Origin of the sequence: Mesorhizobium sp. M7A.F.Ca.MR.245.00.0.0 (assembly GCF_003997415.1) — a bacterium.
Classification (GTDB): domain Bacteria; phylum Pseudomonadota; class Alphaproteobacteria; order Rhizobiales; family Rhizobiaceae; genus Mesorhizobium.
Map to the genome: position 1 here is coordinate 113,636 of NZ_RZTE01000017.1, position 21,088 is coordinate 134,723.

25 protein-coding genes and 1 tRNA gene are annotated in these 21,088 nt (G+C 65.5%); 8 read left to right on the top strand and 18 right to left on the bottom strand.

Going from position 1 to position 21,088, the window contains the following annotated elements:
* Positions 1–6: 6 nt before the first annotated feature.
* Complete coding sequence (locus EOB80_RS18730) at positions 7–732, bottom strand: glutathione S-transferase family protein (protein ID WP_127328943.1); 726 nt, start codon at positions 730–732, stop codon at positions 7–9.
* Positions 733–824: 92 nt separating this feature from the next.
* On the opposite strand from EOB80_RS18730, the gene EOB80_RS18735 reads away from it, so the two are divergent.
* The 3 genes from EOB80_RS18735 to ilvC all read left to right on the top strand — a co-directional run bounded on the left by EOB80_RS18735 (position 825) and on the right by ilvC (position 3,125).
* Positions 825–1,283 carry a MarR family winged helix-turn-helix transcriptional regulator gene (locus EOB80_RS18735; protein ID WP_127328944.1) on the top strand — a complete coding sequence of 153 codons (459 nt, stop codon included), beginning with the start codon at positions 825–827 and terminating at the stop codon, positions 1,281–1,283.
* Between the two features lie 147 nt (positions 1,284–1,430).
* Complete coding sequence (locus EOB80_RS18740) at positions 1,431–2,087, top strand: TetR/AcrR family transcriptional regulator (protein ID WP_127322641.1); 657 nt, start codon at positions 1,431–1,433, stop codon at positions 2,085–2,087.
* Between the two features lie 18 nt (positions 2,088–2,105).
* Positions 2,106–3,125: a ketol-acid reductoisomerase gene (ilvC, locus tag EOB80_RS18745; RefSeq protein ID WP_127322642.1), complete on the top strand. Its 1,020-nt coding sequence runs from the start codon at positions 2,106–2,108 to the stop codon at positions 3,123–3,125.
* A gap of 101 nt (positions 3,126–3,226) precedes the next feature.
* On the opposite strand, the gene EOB80_RS18750 is transcribed toward ilvC, so the two are convergent.
* Positions 3,227–3,790 (bottom strand): BA14K family protein, encoded by a 564-nt coding sequence (locus tag EOB80_RS18750; RefSeq protein WP_127328945.1) that lies wholly within the window; start codon positions 3,788–3,790, stop codon positions 3,227–3,229.
* A gap of 189 nt (positions 3,791–3,979) precedes the next feature.
* Between EOB80_RS18750 and EOB80_RS18755 the strand changes: the two genes are divergently transcribed.
* Positions 3,980–5,092, top strand: a complete 1,113-nt coding sequence (locus tag EOB80_RS18755; protein ID WP_127328946.1) for an endonuclease/exonuclease/phosphatase family protein — start codon at positions 3,980–3,982, stop codon at positions 5,090–5,092.
* 3 nt (positions 5,093–5,095) lie between these two features.
* Complete coding sequence (locus tag EOB80_RS18760) at positions 5,096–5,812, top strand: hypothetical protein (protein ID WP_127328947.1); 717 nt, start codon at positions 5,096–5,098, stop codon at positions 5,810–5,812.
* Here EOB80_RS18760 and EOB80_RS18765 read toward each other — a convergent pair.
* The 4 genes from EOB80_RS18765 to EOB80_RS18780 form a co-directional block, all read right to left on the bottom strand.
* Positions 5,809–6,051: a hypothetical protein gene (locus EOB80_RS18765; RefSeq protein WP_127328948.1), complete on the bottom strand. Its 243-nt coding sequence runs from the start codon at positions 6,049–6,051 to the stop codon at positions 5,809–5,811. The genes EOB80_RS18760 and EOB80_RS18765 overlap by 4 nt on opposite strands.
* Positions 6,052–6,181: 130 nt before the next feature.
* Positions 6,182–7,399: an ABC transporter permease gene (locus EOB80_RS18770; RefSeq protein ID WP_127328949.1), complete on the bottom strand. Its 1,218-nt coding sequence runs from the start codon at positions 7,397–7,399 to the stop codon at positions 6,182–6,184.
* Positions 7,396–8,109 carry an ABC transporter ATP-binding protein gene (locus EOB80_RS18775; protein WP_127268496.1) on the bottom strand — a complete coding sequence of 238 codons (714 nt, stop codon included), beginning with the start codon at positions 8,107–8,109 and terminating at the stop codon, positions 7,396–7,398. The genes EOB80_RS18770 and EOB80_RS18775 overlap by 4 nt, the downstream gene beginning before the upstream one ends.
* 4 nt (positions 8,110–8,113) lie before the next feature.
* Positions 8,114–9,406 carry an efflux RND transporter periplasmic adaptor subunit gene (locus tag EOB80_RS18780; protein WP_127328950.1) on the bottom strand — a complete coding sequence of 431 codons (1,293 nt, stop codon included), beginning with the start codon at positions 9,404–9,406 and terminating at the stop codon, positions 8,114–8,116.
* A 101-nt stretch (positions 9,407–9,507) separates the two neighbouring features.
* Between EOB80_RS18780 and EOB80_RS18785 the strand changes: the two genes are divergently transcribed.
* Positions 9,508–10,416, top strand: a complete 909-nt coding sequence (locus EOB80_RS18785; protein WP_127328951.1) for a PhzF family phenazine biosynthesis protein — start codon at positions 9,508–9,510, stop codon at positions 10,414–10,416.
* Between the two features lie 106 nt (positions 10,417–10,522).
* Positions 10,523–10,598 (top strand) — tRNA-Lys (locus EOB80_RS18790).
* A gap of 112 nt (positions 10,599–10,710) precedes the next feature.
* On the opposite strand, the gene EOB80_RS18795 is transcribed toward EOB80_RS18790, so the two are convergent.
* The 8 genes from EOB80_RS18795 to cbiE all read right to left on the bottom strand — a co-directional run bounded on the left by EOB80_RS18795 (position 10,711) and on the right by cbiE (position 17,402).
* Positions 10,711–10,968, bottom strand: a complete 258-nt coding sequence (locus EOB80_RS18795; protein ID WP_127328952.1) for a hypothetical protein — start codon at positions 10,966–10,968, stop codon at positions 10,711–10,713.
* Between the two features lie 93 nt (positions 10,969–11,061).
* Complete coding sequence (cobT, locus tag EOB80_RS18800; RefSeq protein WP_127328953.1) at positions 11,062–12,072, bottom strand: nicotinate-nucleotide--dimethylbenzimidazole phosphoribosyltransferase; 1,011 nt, start codon at positions 12,070–12,072, stop codon at positions 11,062–11,064.
* A gap of 51 nt (positions 12,073–12,123) precedes the next feature.
* Positions 12,124–12,900 (bottom strand): adenosylcobinamide-GDP ribazoletransferase, encoded by a 777-nt coding sequence (gene cobS, locus EOB80_RS18805; protein ID WP_127328954.1) that lies wholly within the window; start codon positions 12,898–12,900, stop codon positions 12,124–12,126.
* Between the two features lie 3 nt (positions 12,901–12,903).
* Positions 12,904–14,217, bottom strand: a complete 1,314-nt coding sequence (locus tag EOB80_RS18810; RefSeq protein ID WP_127328955.1) for a cobyrinate a,c-diamide synthase — start codon at positions 14,215–14,217, stop codon at positions 12,904–12,906.
* On the bottom strand, positions 14,214–15,020 hold the full coding sequence (cobA, locus tag EOB80_RS18815; protein WP_127328956.1) for a uroporphyrinogen-III C-methyltransferase: 807 nt from the start codon (positions 15,018–15,020) through the stop codon (positions 14,214–14,216). Before cobA ends, EOB80_RS18810 begins: the two co-directional genes overlap by 4 nt.
* Complete coding sequence (gene cobM / locus EOB80_RS18820) at positions 15,017–15,781, bottom strand: precorrin-4 C(11)-methyltransferase (RefSeq protein ID WP_127328957.1); 765 nt, start codon at positions 15,779–15,781, stop codon at positions 15,017–15,019. Before cobM ends, cobA begins: the two co-directional genes overlap by 4 nt.
* Positions 15,778–16,164, bottom strand: a complete 387-nt coding sequence (locus tag EOB80_RS18825; protein ID WP_127328958.1) for a cobalamin biosynthesis protein — start codon at positions 16,162–16,164, stop codon at positions 15,778–15,780. Before EOB80_RS18825 ends, cobM begins: the two co-directional genes overlap by 4 nt.
* Positions 16,161–17,402, bottom strand: a complete 1,242-nt coding sequence (gene cbiE / locus EOB80_RS18830; protein WP_127328959.1) for a precorrin-6y C5,15-methyltransferase (decarboxylating) subunit CbiE — start codon at positions 17,400–17,402, stop codon at positions 16,161–16,163. The genes EOB80_RS18825 and cbiE overlap by 4 nt, the downstream gene beginning before the upstream one ends.
* A 1-nt stretch (position 17,403) precedes the next feature.
* Between cbiE and EOB80_RS18835 the strand changes: the two genes are divergently transcribed.
* The gene (locus EOB80_RS18835) at positions 17,404–18,165 is read left to right on the top strand and encodes a cobalt-precorrin-6A reductase (RefSeq protein WP_127328960.1); all 762 of its coding nucleotides are present in this window, start codon (positions 17,404–17,406) and stop codon (positions 18,163–18,165) included.
* Here the strand turns inward: EOB80_RS18835 and EOB80_RS18840 are convergent.
* The 4 genes from EOB80_RS18840 to EOB80_RS18855 form a co-directional block, all read right to left on the bottom strand.
* On the bottom strand, positions 18,129–18,893 hold the full coding sequence (locus tag EOB80_RS18840) for a precorrin-3B C(17)-methyltransferase (RefSeq protein ID WP_127328961.1): 765 nt from the start codon (positions 18,891–18,893) through the stop codon (positions 18,129–18,131). The two genes, EOB80_RS18835 and EOB80_RS18840, sit on opposite strands and share 37 nt — an antisense overlap.
* Positions 18,890–19,648 (bottom strand): precorrin-2 C(20)-methyltransferase, encoded by a 759-nt coding sequence (locus EOB80_RS18845; protein WP_127328962.1) that lies wholly within the window; start codon positions 19,646–19,648, stop codon positions 18,890–18,892. Before EOB80_RS18845 ends, EOB80_RS18840 begins: the two co-directional genes overlap by 4 nt.
* Positions 19,645–20,277 carry a precorrin-8X methylmutase gene (locus tag EOB80_RS18850; protein ID WP_127328963.1) on the bottom strand — a complete coding sequence of 211 codons (633 nt, stop codon included), beginning with the start codon at positions 20,275–20,277 and terminating at the stop codon, positions 19,645–19,647. The genes EOB80_RS18845 and EOB80_RS18850 overlap by 4 nt, the downstream gene beginning before the upstream one ends.
* A 2-nt stretch (positions 20,278–20,279) precedes the next feature.
* A partial coding sequence (locus EOB80_RS18855) for a nitrite/sulfite reductase (RefSeq protein ID WP_245466384.1) occupies positions 20,280–21,088 on the bottom strand: 809 nt, incomplete at its 5' end.

Consider the following 21,088-nt stretch of genomic DNA (forward strand, 5'->3'; position numbering starts at 1 on the left):
ATCCGTTCAAGCGGATCGGGCTGGCCGAAGCGCGGTGGCCGGATTGTTTTGCCGGATGAGCCCTGAAAGGTGCGATCCCTTCGCTTGCAGGAAAGCATGCAGGCGGTGCGGATAGTCCGGCGCCACGGCTTGCCTGATCGACGGGCGCTCACTCAACGTTTTGCGCCAGGCTCGGACGAGCGGTTTGCCGTCCAGAATGCCGAAATCACCGATGCGGTCGAAGACATTGAGGTAGCGGAAGACCGCACCGTAAACGGCGTCGACCAGCGAAAAGTGCTTGCTGGCGAACCAGGGTCCGCCGGGCTCGTCCGCCAGCTCGGCTTCGAGGCGATCGAACATAGCGGACAGCGCGCTGGATTCGGCCAGGAAGCCAGCTTCGGTCGAGGCTGAATAGAACCGGCCGATGGCGTTGAGGGTTGCCGAACCGAACTCGATCCAGGCGCGATGACGGGCGCGGGCATAGGGGTCGGCAGGGTGGAGGGGATTGGCTTGCGTCTCTTCGAGGAATTCGAGGATGACGGCCGATTCGAAGATGACCGTTTCCTCGCCATTTCGCTGCACGCGCAGCAGCGGCACCTTGCCGAGCGGCGAGATCGTCTTGAACCAGTCCGGCTTGTTGGCCAGGTCGATATCGATGCGCTCGAACGGCACGCCCTTTTCGGCCAGCGAAATCGCGGCGCGCTGCACATAGGGGCAGAGGTGATGGCTGACGAGGATGAGCTTGTGTGCCATGAGGTTTCCAAGGTATGCATTTGCATCTATATAGATGCACATGCATCGATCGTCAAGCTTGATGCAGATGCATCTACTGCCTATGCTTGGCCATGACCGAGAAAGCCACGCCTTCGCCAGAAGCCATCAAGGCCTGGGCTCGCCTGATGCGCGTTTCGCGCCAGCTGATGGAAAGCGCTGAAGAAGCGTTGAAGGCCGCCGGCCTGCCGCCGCTTGCCTGGTACGACGTGCTGCATGAGCTCGCTGAGGCGGGCGAGGGCGGGCTGCGGCCGTTCCAGCTCATCGAGCGCACGCTGTTTGCGCAATACAACATTTCGCGCCTGCTGGCCCGCCTAGAGGCCGATGGGCTCGTCGAGAAACTGCCGGTGGCCGATGACGGCCGTGGCCACACCATCCGCATCACCGCCAGCGGGCGAGAGACACGCCGCCAGATGTGGGCTGTCTACGGACGCTCGATTGCGGAACTGGTAGGCGCCAAATTGTCGGCGGATGAATTGACCAGGGTCTCCGCACTGCTTGGACGATTGCGCCATCCGCCAGCCTCCGATTAGCGAGGCTTGTCGCGCGGCAACGCATCACTTGCAGATATTTTGCGCCCGCCCTCTTGCGCGCGGCCTCGGATTGCGCAATATGCCGAACCGTAACGTACGGTACGGCATATCGGAATGACCGGTGGCCCGACCTTTCGAGAGAAGAGCGTGTTGCACAGCGTGCCCGAGATCGACACCAGCGAAGCGCTGACAGAGCGACAGAAGGCCGTGCTCGACGCAGCGTTGCGGCTGCTGGTCGAAGAGGGCGATCAACTGACCATGACCGCTGTGGCGCGCCGCGCCAGCTGCTCCAAGGAAACGCTCTACAAATGGTTCGGCGACCGTGACGGGCTGCTGACGGCGACGGTGCAGTGGCAGGCCTCGAAAGTGCGGGTGGCGCCGGTTGACGGCAAGGGGCTCGATCTTGCCTCGCTGACCGCAAGCCTCGAACGCTTTGCCTCGGACTGGCTTAAGGTGATCTCCAGCGACACCTCGATCGCGCTCAACCGGGTTGCGGTCAGCCATGCCGGTTCGGGTAAGGACAATCTCGGCGCCGTGGTGCTGGAGAACGGCCGCTTCGCATTGGCCAAACGGTTGAAGCCGGTGCTTGAGGCCGGCCGACGGACCGGGCTTTTGGATTTCGCGGATGCCGAGACGGCGTTCCGCACCTTTTTCGGGCTGGTCGCCCGCGACGTGCAGATCCGTCTGCTGCTTGGCGACCGGCTGGAATTGACTGAGGCGGCGATCGGCGGCGATGCCGCGCGCGCGACGCAGCAGTTTCTCGCTCTACATGGAGCAACAACCGGCCGCAAGGCTGATTCATAAAACGGGAAGGAAGACAAAATGCGCGTCTATTACGATCGTGATGCCGATCTCAATCTGATCAAGGGCAAGAAGGTCGCCATCATCGGCTATGGCAGCCAGGGCAGGGCGCACGCGCTCAACCTCAAGGATTCCGGCGCCAAGGAAATCGCCATCGGTCTCAAGGCCGGCTCGGCGACCGCCAACAAGGTCGAGGCCGACGGGCTCAAGGTCATGAGCGTGGCCGACGCCGCCAAATGGGCCGACCTGATGATGATGGCAACGCCGGACGAGCTGCAGGCCGACATCTACAAGAACGAGATCGCGCCGAACATCCGCGATGGTGCCGCTATCGCCTTCGCGCACGGCCTCAACGTGCATTTCGGCCTGATCGAGCCGAAGTCGACGGTCGACGTCGTCATGATCGCGCCGAAGGGTCCCGGCCACACGGTGCGCGGCGAATACCAGAAGGGCGGCGGCGTGCCGTGCCTGGTCGCCGTCAACCAGGACGCCTCGGGCAATGCGCTCGACCTGGCCCTGTCCTACGCCTGCGGCGTCGGCGGCGGCCGTTCGGGCATAATCGAGACCAATTTCCGCGAGGAATGCGAGACCGACCTGTTCGGCGAGCAGGTCGTGCTGTGCGGCGGTCTGGTCGAGCTGATCCGGGCCGGTTTCGAGACGCTGGTGGAAGCCGGCTACGCGCCTGAGATGGCCTATTTCGAGTGCCTGCACGAGGTCAAGCTGATCGTCGACCTGATCTATGAAGGCGGCATCGCCAACATGAACTACTCGATCTCGAACACCGCCGAATGGGGCGAATATGTCTCGGGCCCGCGCATCATCACCGCCGAGACCAAGGCCGAGATGAAGCGCGTGCTGAAGGACATCCAGACGGGAAAATTCACCTCGGAGTGGATGCAGGAATACCGCGCCGGCATGTCCCGCTTCAAGGGCATCCGCCGCAACAATGACAGCCACCAGATCGAGGAAGTCGGCGCCAAGCTGCGCGCGATGATGCCCTGGATTTCCAAGAACAAGCTGGTCGACAAGGCCAAGAACTGAGCGAAATCCACAAGCGCTCGAAAACAGCGGCTTCCATGAACAAAAACGGCGCCAAGTGGCGCCGTTTTTCATTCTGTCGGTCAGCTCAGCTACAGGTCAGCTCAATAGGGTGAGTAGCACTGCTGGCGCGGGCCGTTGTAGGGCTGGAAGGTGTTGTCGTAGGCCCGGTACGACCGGTAGCGGTTGTAGCACCATTGGACATGGGCGCTCGAAAGCCGTCCCGCGCGGTAGTAGCGGCGCGGCGCCGGCCGATCGTAGTAGTCGTAATTGTTGTACATGCTGCCGAGGCCGAGCCCCAGGCCAAGGCCCAGGATCGCGGCACTCGCGCCATCATCGTAATAACGGCCGCCGCGATAGTGATGGCGACCATGGCGCCAACGCCAGTTGTCTCCGCCATTCCAGTGACCGCCGCCGCCCTGCCAGTGTCGACGGCCGCCGTTCCAGTTGCCCGACCGGCGCCATCTCCAATCGTCGTTGTTGAACTGACGGTTGTTGCCGCCCGCCCAGCTGTCGCGGACAGGCGTGAGATTCGGCGCCGCCGTGCTGGTGGGTATCGACAGATCCGGCTGCATGATCGGTCCGGCGGCGGACGGTGCCGTGACGCCGGAAAGGATACCGAGGGCTATCAGCCCCGATTTGACCGTGGAAGAAAAGAGCGAATTCATTGCACTCTCCAAGAGTTACAGGCCCCGCGCCCACCCGAGGAATGGGGCAACAATGGATGTTTGCATCTGAACGGCGGATGAACGGAAAGGTTCCGTCAACCATGACGCGAACGCACCCAGGACCAATCGATCTCAGATGGTGGTCCTGCGCGCTTGTTTTCCGAAGCACTTGCGGGCAAAGGTCATGGCATGTCGCTGCGCCTTGCCACCTTCAATGTCGAGAACCTGATGAACAGGTTCGATTTTTCCGGCTATCGCAACCAGCTCAACGAGGATCGAACGCTGGCGCTGTTCGATATCCAGAGCGAGGCGGAATACAGGATCCTGGAGCAGGCCCGCGCCATCGCCCAGTCCGACGACACGCGCCAACTGACGGCGCTGGCAATCGCTGCCACCCGAGCCGACATCATCTGCATGCAGGAGGTCGACAACATCGAAGCGCTGAAGGCCTTCGAATACGGCTATTTGTTCAAGATGGTGGGGCAGGGCTACCGGCAGAAATACACCACATCGGGCAATGATTCGCGCGGCATCGACGTTGCCGTGATGATGCGCAACGAGACCGCGCAGGGCCAGCCGATCGAATTCGTGCGCATGACCAGCCATGCCTATGTCACCTACGAGCAGTTCGGGCTGCACACGCCGGAACTCGAGGCACTGGGCAATCAGGCCAAGGAGCGCATTTTCCGGCGCGACTGCCTGGAGATCGACATCACCGTGGGCGGCGTGCCGCTGACGCTCTATCTCGTGCATTTCAAGTCGATGGGCTCGCCGCGCAACGGGCTCGACGGGCGCGAGGCGACGATGCCGGTGCGCATCGCCGAAGCGCAGGCCGTGCGCCGCATCATCGAGGAGCGCTTCGGCAAGGACTATGCCGCCGACAAGAGCTGGGCGATATGCGGCGACATGAATGATTATCGCCAGCGCGTGAAGGTGGCCGGCGATGCGATCGACGGCTATCGCTTCGAGGTGGTCGACGAAGCCCTGTCCTGCATCAACGTGCTGACGGCAGGCGGCTTTTGCGAAAATGTCGTTGAGCGGCGGCCGGAGATGAACCGCTGGAGTTTCTACCACACGCGAGGACCCGAAGAGCGGCATCTGTGCCAGCTCGACTACATCCTGTTGTCGAAGGGGCTCGCCGCCAGCAACGCAACGGCCGTTCCCGACATCATCCGCAACGGCCAGCCTTGGCGCACCATCTTTCCGCCGGGGCAGGAGGTCGAGCGGTTTCCGCGCGCCGGCTGGGACCGACCGAAGGCATCGGACCATTGCCCAGTGGCGATCACGCTGGACATGACCTGACGCATGAGTTTCGATCTGCCGCGCAACGTCATCCTGGCGGTCGACGACATCGACGTCCGGCTCGATCCCGGTCCGCACCCTTTCGCAAGGGACAATGCAGAGGCGATCGCCGAGAACTGGCAACACGAAATCGCCGCCAATCCGGCGCTGTTCGACGGCATGGTGGTGCTGCTGTCGCAACTTGCCTACCGCGACAGCCGTCTCGTCGGCCGCTGCCACGCGGTCAATTACTCGACGTTCATGCTGTGGCGGAAGCGGCGCGAGAATTCGGGCGCCGAGCATGCCTATGCGCATGCCATGCTGGTGGCCGGCGACAATGCGCTGGTGGCGATCCGCATGGGTCCTCACACAGTCAACGCCGGCCGCGTCTATTTCGCCGCCGGCTCGTTCGAGCCGATCGATTTTCGCGATGGGCTGGTCGACGTCGATTTCAACATGATCCGTGAGGTGCGCGAGGAAACCGGGCTCGACCTGTCAGGTGCGGAACGCGGCAAGCGTTACCATGCCATGTCGACCAGCAGCGGCACGGTGATCTTTCGCCGCTACCACGCGGCGGCGCCTGCCGACGAGATCGCCAGGCGCATCTCAGCCTTCGTCGCCACCGAGACCGAGCCGGAGATCGAGGGACCGGTGATCATCCGCCATGCCGCCGACCTGCCGGATGGGCTGTCACCGCACATGAAGCCGCTGATCGAGTGGCATTTCGCAAACGGGAATTAAGGGCGCGTCTTGTTCTGCGCCGCGTTGCGATCGTTGCGGGCGGCGACGAGGAACAGGATGAAGCCGATGCCGAGCAAGCCGCCCATCGCCATACCCATGGTCTGGCCGACGACTGCCTGGAAGTCAGCGGTGACGCGATCGGGATTGGCCATGCCGAAGCGGGCGAGATACCACCAGATGCCTGCAAGACCTGCCTCGATGACCACCATCGCCAGGACCAGTCGCGCCTTCTTGCTCATCCGCTATTCCTCCGCCCAGGGTGAATTGCCCTAGCATCGCGAACGGTGCGGCGACAGTGGCGGGACCAGGTGGAAATGTCGAAGGCTGTGCAAAACCGGCTCGGGGTGGCTGCGTTCCGGCCGGGTTGCCCTACTCGTGCCTTAGCGCGTCGATCGGATCTAGCCTGGCGCCGCGCAGCGCCGGGAAGAAGCCGAACACCATGCCGATCAGCGCCGAAAAGCCGACGGCGAGCAGGATCACCGCCGGGCTCGGCGCGAACGGGATGGTCAGCGTCACCGCGGCGAGGCCGGCCAGCGCCAGCCCGATCAGGATGCCGATAATGCCGCCGAGCAGCGACAGCACCGTCGCTTCGACCAGGAACTGGATGAGGATGTGCTTTTCATGCGCGCCGATGGCCAGCCTGATGCCGATCTCGCGGGTGCGTTCGGTGACCGACACCAGCATGATGTTCATGATGCCGATGCCGCCGACCAGCAGACTGACGCCGGCGACGGCGCCCAGCATGCCGGTCATGGTGGTTGTGGCGCTGGCCATGGCGTCGGCGATCTGGGTCATGTCGCGGATGGCGAAATCGCTCTCGCGCTCGGGCGTGATGCGGCGCGCGTCGCGCAAGATGTCCTCGACGCGGGGCTGCAACTCGCTGGTCGGCGTGCGGTCGTCGGCGGCGATGTAGATGTTGTCGATGTCGCGGTTGCCGGCGATGCGGCGCTGGTAGGCGTGCAGCGGCATCAGCACGACATTGTCTTGGTCCTGGCCGAAGCCGGTATAGCCCTTGGGCTCGAGCAGGCCGATGATCTTGCAGGAGGTGCGGTTGACGCGGATGATCTCGCCCTCGGGATCGCCGGCGCCGAAGAACTGCTGGCGCACGGTCTCGCCGATCAGGCACACGCCTGTGCCCGAGCGGGTTTCGGAATCGCTGAACGGGCGGCCCGACACCAGCTTCCAGTCGCGCGCATCGAGATAGGCGCTGTCGGTGCCGGTGACGCCCGAGGTCAGGCTCTCGGTGCCGAAGATGACGCGGACCTGCTTTTGCGAGGCCGGCGAAATCGCGCGGGCACCGCTGAGATGCGCCACAAGTGCCGCAAGGTCCTTTTCCGCGAGCGGACGCACCACCTGGTCGAGCCCGCCCGGTCCGCCGGGACCGGCCGGACGGCCGGAGCGGACCACCAGCAGATTGCTGCCGAGCTTGGAGATGTCGGCCTTGACCTTTGCTGTGGTGCCCGAGCCGATGGTGAGCATGGCGATGACGGCGGCAACGCCGATGACGATGCCGAGCAGCGTCAGGAACGACCGCAGCACATTGCGGCGGATCGAGCGCAGCGAGAGGCGGACGGTTTCCCAGATCATGGCTGTGCGATCTCCAGCTTCCTGGAATCCGAAGCGACATGGCCGTCGAGGAAGCGGATTGTGCGTTCGGCATATTCGGCGACGTCGGCCTCATGCGTGACCATGGCGATGGTCAGGCCAAGCTCGGTGTTGAGCCGGGTGAGAAGCTCCATGATCTCGTGCGTGCGGGCGGTGTCGAGATTGCCGGTCGGCTCGTCGGCGACGAGGAGTGTCGGGCGGGTGACGATGGCGCGCGCGATCGCCACGCGCTGCTGCTGGCCGCCGGACAGCTCGGCCGGCGTGTGGTGCTCGCGGCCGACAAGGCCGACCTCCGCCAGCGCCTGCATGGCAAGGTCTCGGCGCTCGCGCGCGGCAACACCGCGATAGATCAGCGGCAGTTCGACATTTTCGGCTGCCGTGGTGCGGGCCAGCAGATTGTAGCCCTGGAAGACGAAGCCGACATAAAGGTTGCGCAGCATGGCGCGGCGGTTGCGGTCGAGCCGGCCGGCGTCGATGCCCATGAAGGAATAGGTTCCGGCCGTCGGCGTGTCGAGGCAGCCGATGATGTTCATTGCCGTCGACTTGCCGGAGCCGGACGGACCCATGATGGCGACGAATTCGCCACGCCGGATGGCAAGGTCGACGCCGGCCAGCGCATGCACCTTGGCCTCGCCCTGGCCATAGCTCTTCCAGACCTTGTCGAAGGTAATGAGGGTCGCGCCCGCAGCCACGGCATCAGCTCCGCTGCTGCGACGCGGTGATGATTTGAGCGCCTTTGTCCAGGCCAGAGATGATCTCGGTCAGTTCGCCGTCGGTGGAGCCGATCTTGACATTGACCGGGTGCGGACGCCCGTTCTCCAGCACGTAGAGCGTGCGCGAGCCGTCGGTGGGGACTGTGGCGGCCTGGCGCTGGCGATTGCCGCCGGGGCGCCCCATGCGGCCGGTGAACAGGTCGCTCAGGCTCCAGCCGCGGGCGGCCTGCTGCGCCGGGCGATAGCGGAAGGCGGTGGCGGGTACGGTGAGCACGCCCTTAGCCTGTTTTGTGACGACCGAAACGGTGGCGGTCATGCCGGGCCGCAGCAACAGCTCGTTGTTGTCGACCTCGAGCCGCGCATTGTAGGTGACGACGCCGTCGGTGGTGACCGAGGCATAGGAGATGTCGCGGATCTCGGCATCGAACGGCCGCTCGGGGAACGCATCCACGGTGAAGCGGGCATGCTGGCCTGACTTGACCGCGCCGATGTCGGCCTCGTCGACCGCCGCCACCAGTTCCATGTTCCTGAGATCGGCGGCGATGATGAACAGCACCGGCGCCTGCAGCGAAGAGGCGACCGTCTGGCCGGAATCGACCGAGCGCGTCAGCACGATGCCGTCGATCGGCGCATAGATGGTGCTCTTGGCAAGGTCGGTCTGCTGCGCCTTGAGGTCGGCCTGGGCGATGGCGAGGTTGGCCTGCGCGCTGTCGAGCGCTGCCTTGGAACGGTCGCGCGTGGCGGTTGCTGCTTCGAGCGACTGGTCGGTCGCCATGCCGCGCCTGGTCAGTTCGGCGGCGCGCACAAGCGCCTTCTCGTTTTCGGCCAGCGTAACCGTGGCGTCCTCGACATTGGCGGCGGCGGCCTTGGCCGAAGCTTCGGCGCGCTCGATCTGGACTTCGAGTTTCACCGTGTCGAGTGTCGCCAGCACGTCACCCTTCTTGACCTGCTGGTTCTCCTCGGCCGAGACCGAGCGGATGATGCCGGACAGTTCGCTTGAAATGTCGACCTGGGTCAGGGGCTGCAGCGTGCCGGTTGCGGATACCGCGACGGTGAGGTCGGCCTTGGCGGCAGGCACGGTGGTGTAATCGATCCTGGCCGGCGAGCCGGCATACCACTGATAGACGCCGAGCGCGGCAGCGAGCACGATCAACGCCAGCAGCGCATAGAGCCAGCCGCGCCGGCGCGAATTGCGCCGACCCGTCGTGTCGAGCCCGAGCGCCGTCTCGATGGCGGAATCCGATTCCGTCTTTGGCAGATTGACAATCTGGTCCACGCTGGACCCCTATAATGCGCAATGTCCCTATCTGTGCACAGATCAGGCTTACTGGTTCAAATATCAAATTAAATTTCGCCCATGTTGGGATTGAGGCAGGAATGAAAACCCGGAATTACTTGCTCTACGATGTGTTTACGACCGAGCGATTGGCCGGCAATCCCTTGGCCGTCGTGCTGGACAGCAAGGGATTGGACACGGCGGCGATGCAGGCCATCGCGCGTGAGTTCAATCTGTCGGAATCGGTTTTCGTGCTGCCGCCGGACAATCCCAAGCACAAAAACCGCATCCGCATCTTCACCCCCGACTATGAAATGCCGTTCGCCGGCCATCCGACCGTTGGCGCCGCGATCGCGCTGGCCGAACTGGCTGAGGAGGGCGGCGCCGGCATCTTCGTGCTGGAGGAAAACATCGGCCCGGTGCGGTGCGCCGTCAGCAAGCACGACGGCAACACCTTCGCCGAGTTCGACCTGGCGAAGCTGCCGGAGCCGCTGAAGCTCGAGGCCCATCCGGAGGCGATCGGTGCCGCCCTTGGGTTGACGCCGCACGAGATCAGCTTCGAGAATCACCGCGTCGCGTTCTGGTCGGCGGGTGTGCCCTACGTCACCATCCCGGTTGCCAATCTCGAAGCGGCGGGCCGGATCAGGCTGGACAACCAGGCCTGGTCGGAACTGGCGCCGCGCAAGAGCGAGTGGGCCTTCGCCAGCCCCTATGTCTACTGCCGCGAGACGGTGAACCACGAAAGCGCCTTCCATGTGCGCATGATCGTACCCGGCACGCCTTCCTACGAGGATCCGGCGACTGGCTCGGCGGCAGCGGCCTTTGCTGGCGCCATCATGCATTTCGACGCGCCGACCGACGGCATTTCGCAGCTGTGGATCGAGCAGGGGCTGGAGATGGGCCGGCCTTCGCGCATCCGCCTCGAACTGACCGTGCAAGGCGGAAAACTGGCCTCGGCGCGCATTGGCGGCAACGCGATCAAGGTGGCGGAGGGCAAGCTGTTCATCTGATCGAACGCATGCTCGGTCGATTTGTCGGGAAATGATTCCGGCAGGGCTGGACAGGACCGGTGGTGGCGGCTATATGCCCGCCAACGCCGGTTTTTGCCGGCCGAGTGGGTGCGTAGCTCAGTTGGTAGAGCAGCTGACTCTTAATCAGCGGGTCCACAGTTCAATCCTGTGCGCACCCACCAAATTCCTAGAAGAGTTGGTGGAAAGACCCTGAAAGCGAGACGCGTTTGGCGCGTCTCGGGCAGGCTGTCTGACTATGATTCTTTAACCGCGCTATCCGGATCTCGTGGCGATTCAGCCGCGTTGGAAAATGCGGCTCAGAAACCGGCCGAATCGAAAAGCATGGCTCTTTTCCCCGGCTGCAGCATCGCTGGCGCCAATTCCGTCTTTTCCCCCGGAGAAATCGCTGATGAGCCACCAGAAGAAGACCAGGAAGACAACGAAAATGCCGGTGTCGATCGGGCCATGACTTGAATAGCTGCTGTGACGGAACACAACAGCGACCGCCCCGGCGATAAACACCGCAGCCGCGGCAGGATGAAATTTCTTCATCTGCAAAATCTATTTGAGAATCGCCGTTACGGGAAGATGCGTCCTTTGTCGTGACAACGGCATCTTTGTCGGCCCGATACGGGGAATGAATAACTACTTCTCCGAAACGCCAGCCTCTGCAAAACTCGCCATCCTTGCATGGCACTCCAGCGCCGAGCGGACGATGTTGACGGCAAGACAAGCGCCAGAACCTTCGCCGAGCCGCATGCCGAGATCGAGCAGGGGCGGCAGGCCGAGCGCTTCGAGCAGGCCGCGATGACCTGACTCAGCCGAAACGTGCGCAGCGATGGTGTGGGCGAGGCCGGTCGGGTGCAGCTTTGCCAGCGGGGCCGCGGCGGCGGTGCAGACGAAGCCGTCGAGCAGCACGGGCACGCCGAGATGGCGGGCCGCCAGCGTCGCGCCGAAGATGGCGGCGAGTTCGCGGCCGCCGAGTGCGGCAGCGATAGCAAGGGGATCGGCAAGGGCGGCGGCATGGCGCTTCAGGCCGGCCTCGATGGCAACCACCTTGCGCTTGAGGCCGGCGTCGTCGACACCGGTGCCGCGCCCGGTCCATTTTTCCGCGCCGCCGCCGAACAGGGCTGCTGAGATGGCAGCCGCCGGCGTTGTGTTGCCGATGCCCATTTCGCCGAAGCAGATCAGGTCGAGATCCTTCGTCACCGCATCATAGCCGGCCGAGACCGCCGCCAGAAAGGCCGCTTCGTCCATTGCCGGCCCTTGTGTGAAGTCGCCGGTCGGATGGTCGAGATCGAGCGGGATGACGTCGAGTTCGGCGCCGGCCATGCGGGCAAGCTGGTTGATGGCGGCACCGCCGCCGGCGAAGTTCGCCACCATCTGCACGGTGACTTCCGAGGGATAGGCTGACACGCCTTGGGCGGTGACGCCGTGGTTGCCGACGAAGACGAAGACTTTTACGCGGTCGAGTTTCGGCATGTCGCGGCCCTGCCAGCGCGCCAGCCAGGCAGCGATCGTCTCCAGCCGGCCAAGGCTGCCTTGCGGCTTGGTCAGCGTATCCTGGCGGCGGGCGACCGCATTGGCCGCGGCATCGCTGCCGGCCGTCAGGTCGAGGCAGGCGGCGCGCAATTCACGAAGGGATTTGAAGGGCATGGGGGCAAAGTCTCCGAATAGGAATCAGGCCAAGAGAATCAGGCCAAGGGATCAGGAAAGCGCTACGGAAGCGACGAGCAGCACCGCGATCTCGCTCGCTTGCTGCAAGGCCCCGATCGTGTCGCCGGTCTGGCCATCGATCTGGTTGAGGCAAAGGGCGCGGAAAGCGGCAAACAGCAGGCCAAGCAGGATCAGCGCGAAGACGGCGCCACCCAATCCGAGCAGCAGCAGCGGGACCGCGCCGAGCACGGCGCCGGCAATGGCGGCCTCCTGCGAGACGGTGCCGGCATCGGCCGAGAGGCCGTCGACGCGCGCTGGAGGCAAGAGATGCATGAAGGCGCCAAGCAGGCCGCGCGAGGCCGCATGTGCGGCTATGAGGGCGAAGAGGGCCTGAGTGGGATCGACGAACTCCGACAGCGCGCTCCAGCGGATCAGCAGCGACAGGCCCAGCGCCATGGCACCATAGGCGCCGATGCGGCTGTCGCGCATGATCTCGAGTTTGCGGCCGCATGATTTGCCGCCGCCAAAGCCGTCGGCGACGTCGGATAGCCCGTCCTCATGCAGGCAGCCGGTGGTGAGCACGGTTGCCACGAGAGCAAGTGCCGCCGCCGGACCGATGGCAAGGCCAAACCGTTCCGCCGTGGCAAAGACGATGGCGCCGATCAAGCCGACGACAAGTCCGGCGATGGGGGCTGCCCAGATTGCGGCGGCAAGGCTGCGGCCGCGAAAATCGAAGACGGGCAGCGGCAGACGGGTGAAGAAGACCAGGCATAGCGCGATGTCGTCGACGACCTGCCGCGGGGAAAGGGCCAGATTCCTGAACTTCATGCTCTAGCCCCTCGCAATCGCATGGAAGAAGGTGCCGCTGACATGGCCGCGCCGGTAGCCCGAGGCGCCTATCGGATTGCCCTGGCCATCGGCAAGGTCGGCGAGCGGCTCGTCATTGCCGGTGGCCGTCATCTGCGCATAGTGGAATTCGTGGCCTCGGATCAGCGCCCCAGCCGAGCCCAGCGGGCAGTCGGCGCGCAGCCGCGCCTCGCGGTAGCCGAGATTCATCTTGCGTTTGGCGAAGCTGGTGGAATGGCCGAGCAGGCCGAGCATCGCATGCGTGTCGCCGGACGCGTCCTCCAGCGCTTCGCCCAGCACCATGAAGCCACCGCACTCGCCATGGATGGACTTCGTCGCGGCGAAACGCACCATGCCGGCGCGGAAAGTCGCGGCGGCGGCGAGCTTTCCGGCATGAAGCTCGGGATAGCCGCCCGGCAGCCAGCAGACATCGCAGGTCTCGTCGGGGGCTTCGTCGGCGAGCGGCGAGAACGGGACGATTTCGGCACCCGCCTTGCGCCAGTAGGCGGCGACATGCGGATAGAGGAAGGTGAAGGCGGCATCCTCGGCCAACGCGATCCGCTGGCCGGGCGGCGCCAGTGCGTCGGTGAAGCCGCCAGACGCCGGGGTGAGGGGTGTCGCCAGGGCCATGATCGCATCGAGGTCGAGCGATTTCTCCGCCATGTCGGCCAGCCGGTCGAGATGCGCCATCAGGTCGTCATATTCGCCGGCCTGGACGAGGCCGAGATGGCGTTCGGGCAGGTTCAGAGTGGGATCGCGCAGGATGGCGCCGACGACCGGCAGGCCGATCGCCTCGATGGCGTCGCCCGACAGCCGGCGGTGCCGCTCGCTGCCCAACCGGTTGAGCACTACACCGGCCATGCGTACATCCGGATCGTAGGTGGCAAAGCCCTTGGCGACGGCGGCCGCGGTGGTCGACTGGCCGGAAACGTCGAGCACCAGCAATACCGGCAGGCCGTAGAGCCGCGCCAGGTCGGCCGCCGAACCGGTGCGGCCGGGCGAGGCCGGAATGCCGTCGAACAGGCCCATGGCGCTTTCGAGGATGACGAAATCGGTGTCGTCGGCGGCTTGCGCGGCGAGTGCGTTGAGCAGCGATGGCGGCATCGCCCAGCTGTCCAGATTGACGCCGGACAGTCCCGTGGCGGCGGTGTGGAAGCCGGGGTCGATATAGTCGGGGCCGGATTTGGCGCCGCGCACCTTCAGCCCACGCCGGGTGAGCGCGCGTAAAATGCCGATGGTGACGCTGGTCTTGCCGGAGCCGGAGCGCGGCGCGCCGACGATGATGGCGCGGGCCGTCATGCTTGTCCCGCCAGTGCCGCGCGCATGGCAACGATGCCGCCGACGATGATCAGCGCCGGCGAGGCAAGACCGGCGGCCGCGGCTTCCTCGGCAATGGTGGCGAGCGTTGCGACGACGGTTCGTTCCTGCGGCGTCGTCGCCGCGACGATCACCGCCGCCGGCGTCGACGGCGCCAGCCCGCCGTCGAGCAGTGCCGCCGCGATCAAAGGCAGGTTGGCCATGCCCATATAGACGACGACAGGCTGGCCGGTGCGGGCGATCGCCGCCCAATCGAGATCGTCATCTGTGCCGGCGGCGTGGCCGGTGGCCAGGATCACCGCCTTGTTGATGCCGCGCATGGTGGCCGGGATGCCGGTCGCGGCCAGAGCGCTGAGGCCCGAGGTCAGGCCTGGCAGCACGCGGAACGGGATGTTTTCATGCGCCAGCGCCAGGGCTTCTTCGCCGCCGCGGCCGAAAATATAGGGATCGCCGCCCTTCAGCCTGACGACGCGGCGGCCGTCGCGCGCCAGCCGCACCAAAAGGGCGGTGATGTCATCCTGTTTCATCGACGGTTTGCCGCCGCGCTTGCCGGCAAAGAAAAGCTCGGCATTTTCGGCAACGGCGACGACATCCGATGAGACCAGCGCGTCGTAGACCAGCGCATCCGCCTCGGCCAAAGCCGCCAGCACTTCGAGGGTCAGGCAACCGGGGTCGCTGGGGCCGGCGCCGGCCAGCCAGACATGACCCGGCTCAAGCCGGCGCGGCTTGAAATTCAGCTGGGACAACGCCTTTTCGAGCGTAGTGTTTTTGGTGCTGCCGCTCACAATCCGTCCCGTCCGCGAAAACGCCGCTGATAGTGGAGGTCGTATAATGAACTCTCGCCAAAACCTTCCGCTGCCAGCGAGCGGCCGACGAAGATGATCGCCGTGCGCTCCATCGGATCGGCGGCGAGCAGCGCCTCGATGGTCGCCAGTGTACCGGTCAGCACACGCTCGTCCGGCCAGGAGGCGCGGAAGACGACCGCCACCGGGCAATCGCCGCCATAGTGCGGGGTCAGTTCGGCGACGACGCGATCGATGGCGTGGATGGCCAGATGAATAGCCAGCGTGGCGCCGGTGCGGCCGAAGCCGGCCAGCGTTTCGCCTGGCGGCATTTTTGAGGCGCGCCCGGAAATGCGGGTCAGCACCAGGCTTTGCGCCACTTCGGGAATGGTCAGCTCACGGCGCAATGCGGCGGCCGCGGCGGCGAAGGAGGGCACGCCCGGCGTCAGCGTGTAGGGAATGCCGTGCTTTTCCAACCGGCGGATCTGCTCGGCCACGGCGCTCCATACAGACAGGTCGCCGGAATGCAGCCGGGCGACATCATGGCCTGAATTGTGGGCCGCGACATACGCGGCCTCGATTTCGTCGAGCGACATCGGCGCGGTGTCGATCAGTTTTGTCCCCGGCGCGCAGTGCTGCAGCAATTCGGGCGCGACGATCGAACCGGCATGCAGGCAGACCGGGCAGCTTGCCAGCAGCCTCGCGCCGCGCAGCGTGATGAGGTCGGCGGCACCCGGACCGGCGCCGATGAAATGGACGGTCATGGCGCATCTCCACTGATGGCGATGGCGCAGGTGACCGGGCCGAGCACCGTGCGGGGCCCGAGCAGTCTGGCGCCGGCGCCGGCAACGGCGAGGGCGGACGTCTCGGAAACCGATGGCGTGCCGGCGAGTTCTTGCGAGAGGTCGGAATGGCTAAGCGTGTCCGAGGCGGCGGCCTGAAGGGCTGCATCATCGACGATGATGACCGGAAGGTTCAGCGCGCGGCCAGCGGCGGCGATCGCTTCTTCATCCTTCTTGAACTCGGCAGTCGCCAGTGCCGAAAGCGCCGTCATCGTCAGGCCATGAGTCTCCAGCGCGGTTTCGATCGCGGCAAGCACGTCTTCGACGCTCACGCCTTTTCGGCTGCCGATGCCCGCGACCATCATGGCTTGACCCAGCTCCATTGGGTCACGGGCATGGCCGGCCGCCAGGCCTGCATCGCGCCGACCGGCGATGCGCGAGAGATGGCGATGCGGGTGAGATCGCCGCCGAGCTTGGTATGCTGGGCGAGGAGCAAGGCTTCCATCTCCAGCGTCACCGCATTTGCCACGAGACGGCTGCCCGGGCGCAGCGCCTTGATGGCAGCATTCAACACGCCGGCATCGCTGCCGCCGCCGCCGATGAAGATCGCGTCCGGCGTGTCCAGCCTGGCAAGTGCCCTGGGCGCGCTGCCTTCCACCACGACAAGGCCCGGAACGCCACAGGCGGCGGCGTTGCGGCCAATGCGGGCGGCGCGGATCGGATCGGCCTCGATGGCAATGGCGCGCATCGAAGGGTGGGCCAACATCCATTCGATGCCGATGGAACCGGAACCGGCGCCGATGTCCCACAGCAACTCGCCGCGTTTCGGCGCCAGCGCCGACAGGGTGATCGCGCGGATCTCGCGCTTGGTGATCTGGCCGTCATGGTCGAACAGATGATCGGCAAGGCCTGATGTGAGCGGCAGGACGCGCGCGTCCGGACCAGATTCAACTTCGACCGCCAGCACGTTGAGCGGATTGATGGTTTCGAGATCGAAGGCATCGGCGCGGATCGTGCGGTGGCCTTCGCTTGGCCCACCCAGCGCCTCCAGGATCGTCAGCCGCGATGCGCCGAAGTCGAGTTCGGTGAGCAGGCGCGCTATTGCCGCCGGCGCATCGCTATCCGACGTCAGTGCCAAAATGCGCGCACATGGTTGCAGCAGCGGCCGGATCAGGTCGAGCGGCCGGCCGTGCAGCGAGACGGTCTCGATGTCCTGCAGCGCCCAGCCAAGGCGCGCGGCCGCCAGCGAAACGGCCGACGGCGCGGGGATGACATGCATCTCCTGTGGCTTGACCTTGCGGGCGAGAGTGACGCCGACGCCGTGGAAGAACGGATCGCCGGAAGCGAGCACGCAGACGCGCCTACCCGCACGCGCCAGCACGTCAGCCATCTCGGCATCGAAAGGAACCGGCCAGGCGCGCGCCTCGCCCTTGGCGAAGGAAGCGACCAGCGCCAGGTGCCGCTTGCCGCCGAAGATGATCTCCGCCTCGGCAATCCGCTGCTTGGCCTCGTCGCCGAGACCCGCTAAACCGTCCTCGCCGATGCCGACGATGGTGAGCCATTTTGGGGTGAACTTGGCACCGCGCGGACCTTCAGCAGGCATGATGACCCACCGTATTCTGATCCTCGGCGGCACCACCGAAGCCCGGCAACTGGCCGGAAAACTGGCGGCGCGCGCCTCGGTCACGCTGTCGCTGGCTGGCCGCACTGAAAGCCCGGTCGCGCAAGGCGTGCCGGTGCGAACGGGGGGCTTTGGCGGTGCCGATGGATTGGCCGATTATTTGCGGAAAGAGCATATCGACCTGCTGATCGACGCGACGCACCCCTATGCGGCGCAGATCTCCGCCAATGCGGCGCAAGCCGCGCGCGTGGCCGGTGTGCCGATCCTTGCGCTGCGACGCCCCGGCTGGGAGCCTGTCGAAGGCGACCGCTGGACTGAGGTCGATACATCCGGCGATGCCGCGCGAGCGCTTGGACCGGCGCCGCGCCGCGTTTTCCTGGCGCTGGGCCGGCAAGAGGTCGCCGCTTTCGAAGCTGCGCCCCAGCATCATTATCTCGTCCGCAGCGTCGACGCGATCGAGCCCAAGCTTGCCGTGCCGGATGCGAGCTATCTTCTGGCCCGTGGCCCGTTTCGTGAGGCGGAGGAACGCACGCTGCTCGAAGAGCATCGCATCGATGTCGTCGTGTCCAAGAACAGCGGCGGCGCGGCAACCTACGGCAAGATCGCCGCGGCGCGGGCGCTTGGCCTCGAGGTGGTCATGATCCAACGGCCAGTCTTGCCGGATGTTCCAGCGGCTGAAAGCGTTGAAGCGCTGACCGTGATGGTCGATCATTTTGTCCGCCCCGTGGACGAGCGCGGTGTGTAGACCAGCGCCGGCTTCTCCGCGCGCTTGATGATCCTGGTTTCCGGTGAGCCGATGATGATGCAGGTCGCCATATCGGCTTTTTCAGCCTCGACATCGGCCAGCAGGTAGACCTCGATGCGCTCATCCCGGCGGCCGGCGGCGCGGCCGAAAATCACCGGTGTGGTGCCGGGCAGGATCGCGGTGAGGCACTCGAAGGCGCGGCCGAGCTGCCAGGGGCGCGCCTTGCTGATCGGGTTATAGAGCGCGATGACGAAGCCGGCGCCGGCTGCCGCCAGCAGGCGCAGTTCGATCAGCTCCCATGGCTTCAGATTGTCGGACAGCGAGATGGCGCAGAAATCATGGCCGAGCGGCGCGCCGATGCGGGCGGCGACCGCCAGCATGGCGGTGATGCCGGGCACCACAGCGACATCGACCGCGCGCCATTCGGCCGGGCCGGCCTCGATCGCCTCGCAGACGGCCGCCGCCATGGCGAACACGCCGGGATCGCCACCGGAAACGACAGCGACGTCGTGGCCCTCGGCGGCTTTGATCAGTGCGTCCTTGGAGCGGGCGAGTTCCTCGCGATTGTCGGAAGCGACGCGGGTCTGTTCCGGGCGCAATTCCAGCCGGTCGAGATACGGTTTGTAGCCGTAAAAGAATTTCGCCTCGGCGACGGCGCGGCTGGCTTCCGGAGTGACTTGATCGGCATTGCCGGGCCCAAGGCCGATGACAGTGAGACGGCCGCTCATGCCTGCGCTCCCACGGCGCCGGGGCGGCCGGACCAGCCGGCGACCAGCACGATGGCGAAATAGGGCGCCTTGTCGTCCGGCTTGTCGGCCAGCTTCATCGACACGCTGCCGGCCATGGTGCCGCGCTCGACATAGACGGCGCGCGACAGCTTGGCCGTAGCCTCCAGCGCCCGCCTGATCTTTGGCAGGTTGCGGCCGACCTTCATGATGACGGCGGCATCGGTGTCAGCCAGCCGGCGCGTCAGCTCGAACTCGCTCATCGTGCCGGGCAGCACCGTCAGCACATCGTCGCCCTGGACGATCGGAACACCAGTCTGCGACCAGCAGCCGGACATGGCGGTGACGCCGGGAATAACTTCGGTCGGGAAGCGATGGGCGAGGCGCACATGCAGATGCATGTAGGAGCCGTAGAAAAGCGGGTCGCCCTCGGACAGCACCGCAACCATCCTGCCTGCCTGGAGGTGCTCGGCGACCTTCTCGGCGGACTCCTCGTAGAAAGCCGTGATCTGCGAGCGGTAGTCGTCGTGGTCCTTGTCGATTTCGGTGGTGACGGGATAGAGCAGCGGCAATTCCGTCATTTCAGGCCGGAACTGCGCTTCGACGATGGCGCGCGCATTGCTGTTGTTGCCGCGCTTGGCGAAATAGGCCACGACATCGGCTTCCGCCAAGGCCCGCGCGGCTTTCAGGGTCAGCAGTTCGGGGTCGCCGGGACCGGTGCCGACGCCGACGAGACGGCCTTTGGGAAGCGCGTTCACAGGCCCGGCCTCGCCAATGAATTGAGCGCTGCGGCGGTCATGGCGCTGCCGCCGAGACGGCCACGCACGATGGCATAGGGAACGCCGTAGGAATTCTCGGCCAGCGCGTCCTTCGATTCGGCAGCACCGACGAAGCCGACCGGCATGCCGATGATGGCCGCAGGCTTCGGCGCGCCGTCGCGCAGTTTTTCCAATAGATAGTATAGCGCGGTCGGTGCATTGCCGATGGCAACCACCGAGCCCGCCATGCGCTCGCCCCACAAATCGATCGCGGCGGCCGAGCGGGTGTTGCCGATTTCCCTGGCGATGTCGTGCGTGCGCGGATCGCGCAAGGTGCAGATCACCTCGTTGCCGGCCGGCAGCCTGGCGCGGGTGACGCCATGCGAGACCATTTCCGCGTCGCAGAAAATCGGCGCGCCGGCCGCCAAAGCGGTGCGGGCAGCGGCAACGAAATCGGTGGAGAACACAAAGTGCCTGGCGGCTTCGACCTGGCCGCAGGCATGGATCATGCGGATAGCGACATCGGCCTCGGCCTCGGAGAAGCGCGAAAGATCGGCCTCGGCGCGGATAATGGCGAAGGAGCGCTCATAGATCGCCGTGCCGTCATGGATGTAGTCGTAGGCGGCCATGCTCATTTCCGTTTTTCAGTTTGGGCCTGTCGGTAAGCCTCGGCGATACCGGCCGGCCCGAGCCTTGTCAGGCAAGCAGCGGCAGTCTCGCCTTGATATCGTGCGCTGCGGATCATTGCCGCGACGCGGCCGATGCCGCGCGCGGCGTCATAGCCCGGCCTGTAGCCCGCAGGAAGGGCCTTTGCCGTCGCGTTCACGACAAGTCCGGCTCCGTTTTCGCCGCCGACTATCGCTAGGGCTGTCGGGCCGGGATGGGCGCAGCCCTTGGCGCAGCCGGAAATGTGCAGGGTGAAGTCGAGGATGTCGGCGTTTTCAGTGGCAATCGTCTCGGCGATGTCGCGCGTGGCGATGCGGCCGGAGGCGCAGGCCGGCGTGCCGGGGCAAGCGGCTATGCGCGTGCGCGGGTCGGTGGGGGCGGTGACGAAGCCGAGGGCGGTGGCGGTGTGTTGGAGGGGTTGGTTGGCTGCCGGTGGCTGACCGAGGAAGAGCAGGGCGCGGCCGGGGGCTAGGCGGATTTCTGAGGTGCCGAGGGCGAGGGCGTGTTGGGCGAGAGCGATGATCTTCTCTGCTGGCATGCTGCCGTAGGGGAGGGCGATGCCGAGGGCGGTGGCGTGGCTTACATTGAAGAAGCCAATTGGCCGGCGAGAGTGCTCTACGGCGCCCCCCTCTGTCCTGCCGGACATCTCCCCCTCCAGGGGGGAGATTGGCAGCTTCACCGCAGGCTCCCCTCTTGCAGCATCGACAGTTGGCGAACGCGGCTCTCCAAGCGCAATCTCCCCCCTGGAGGGGGAGATGTCCGGCAGGACAGAGG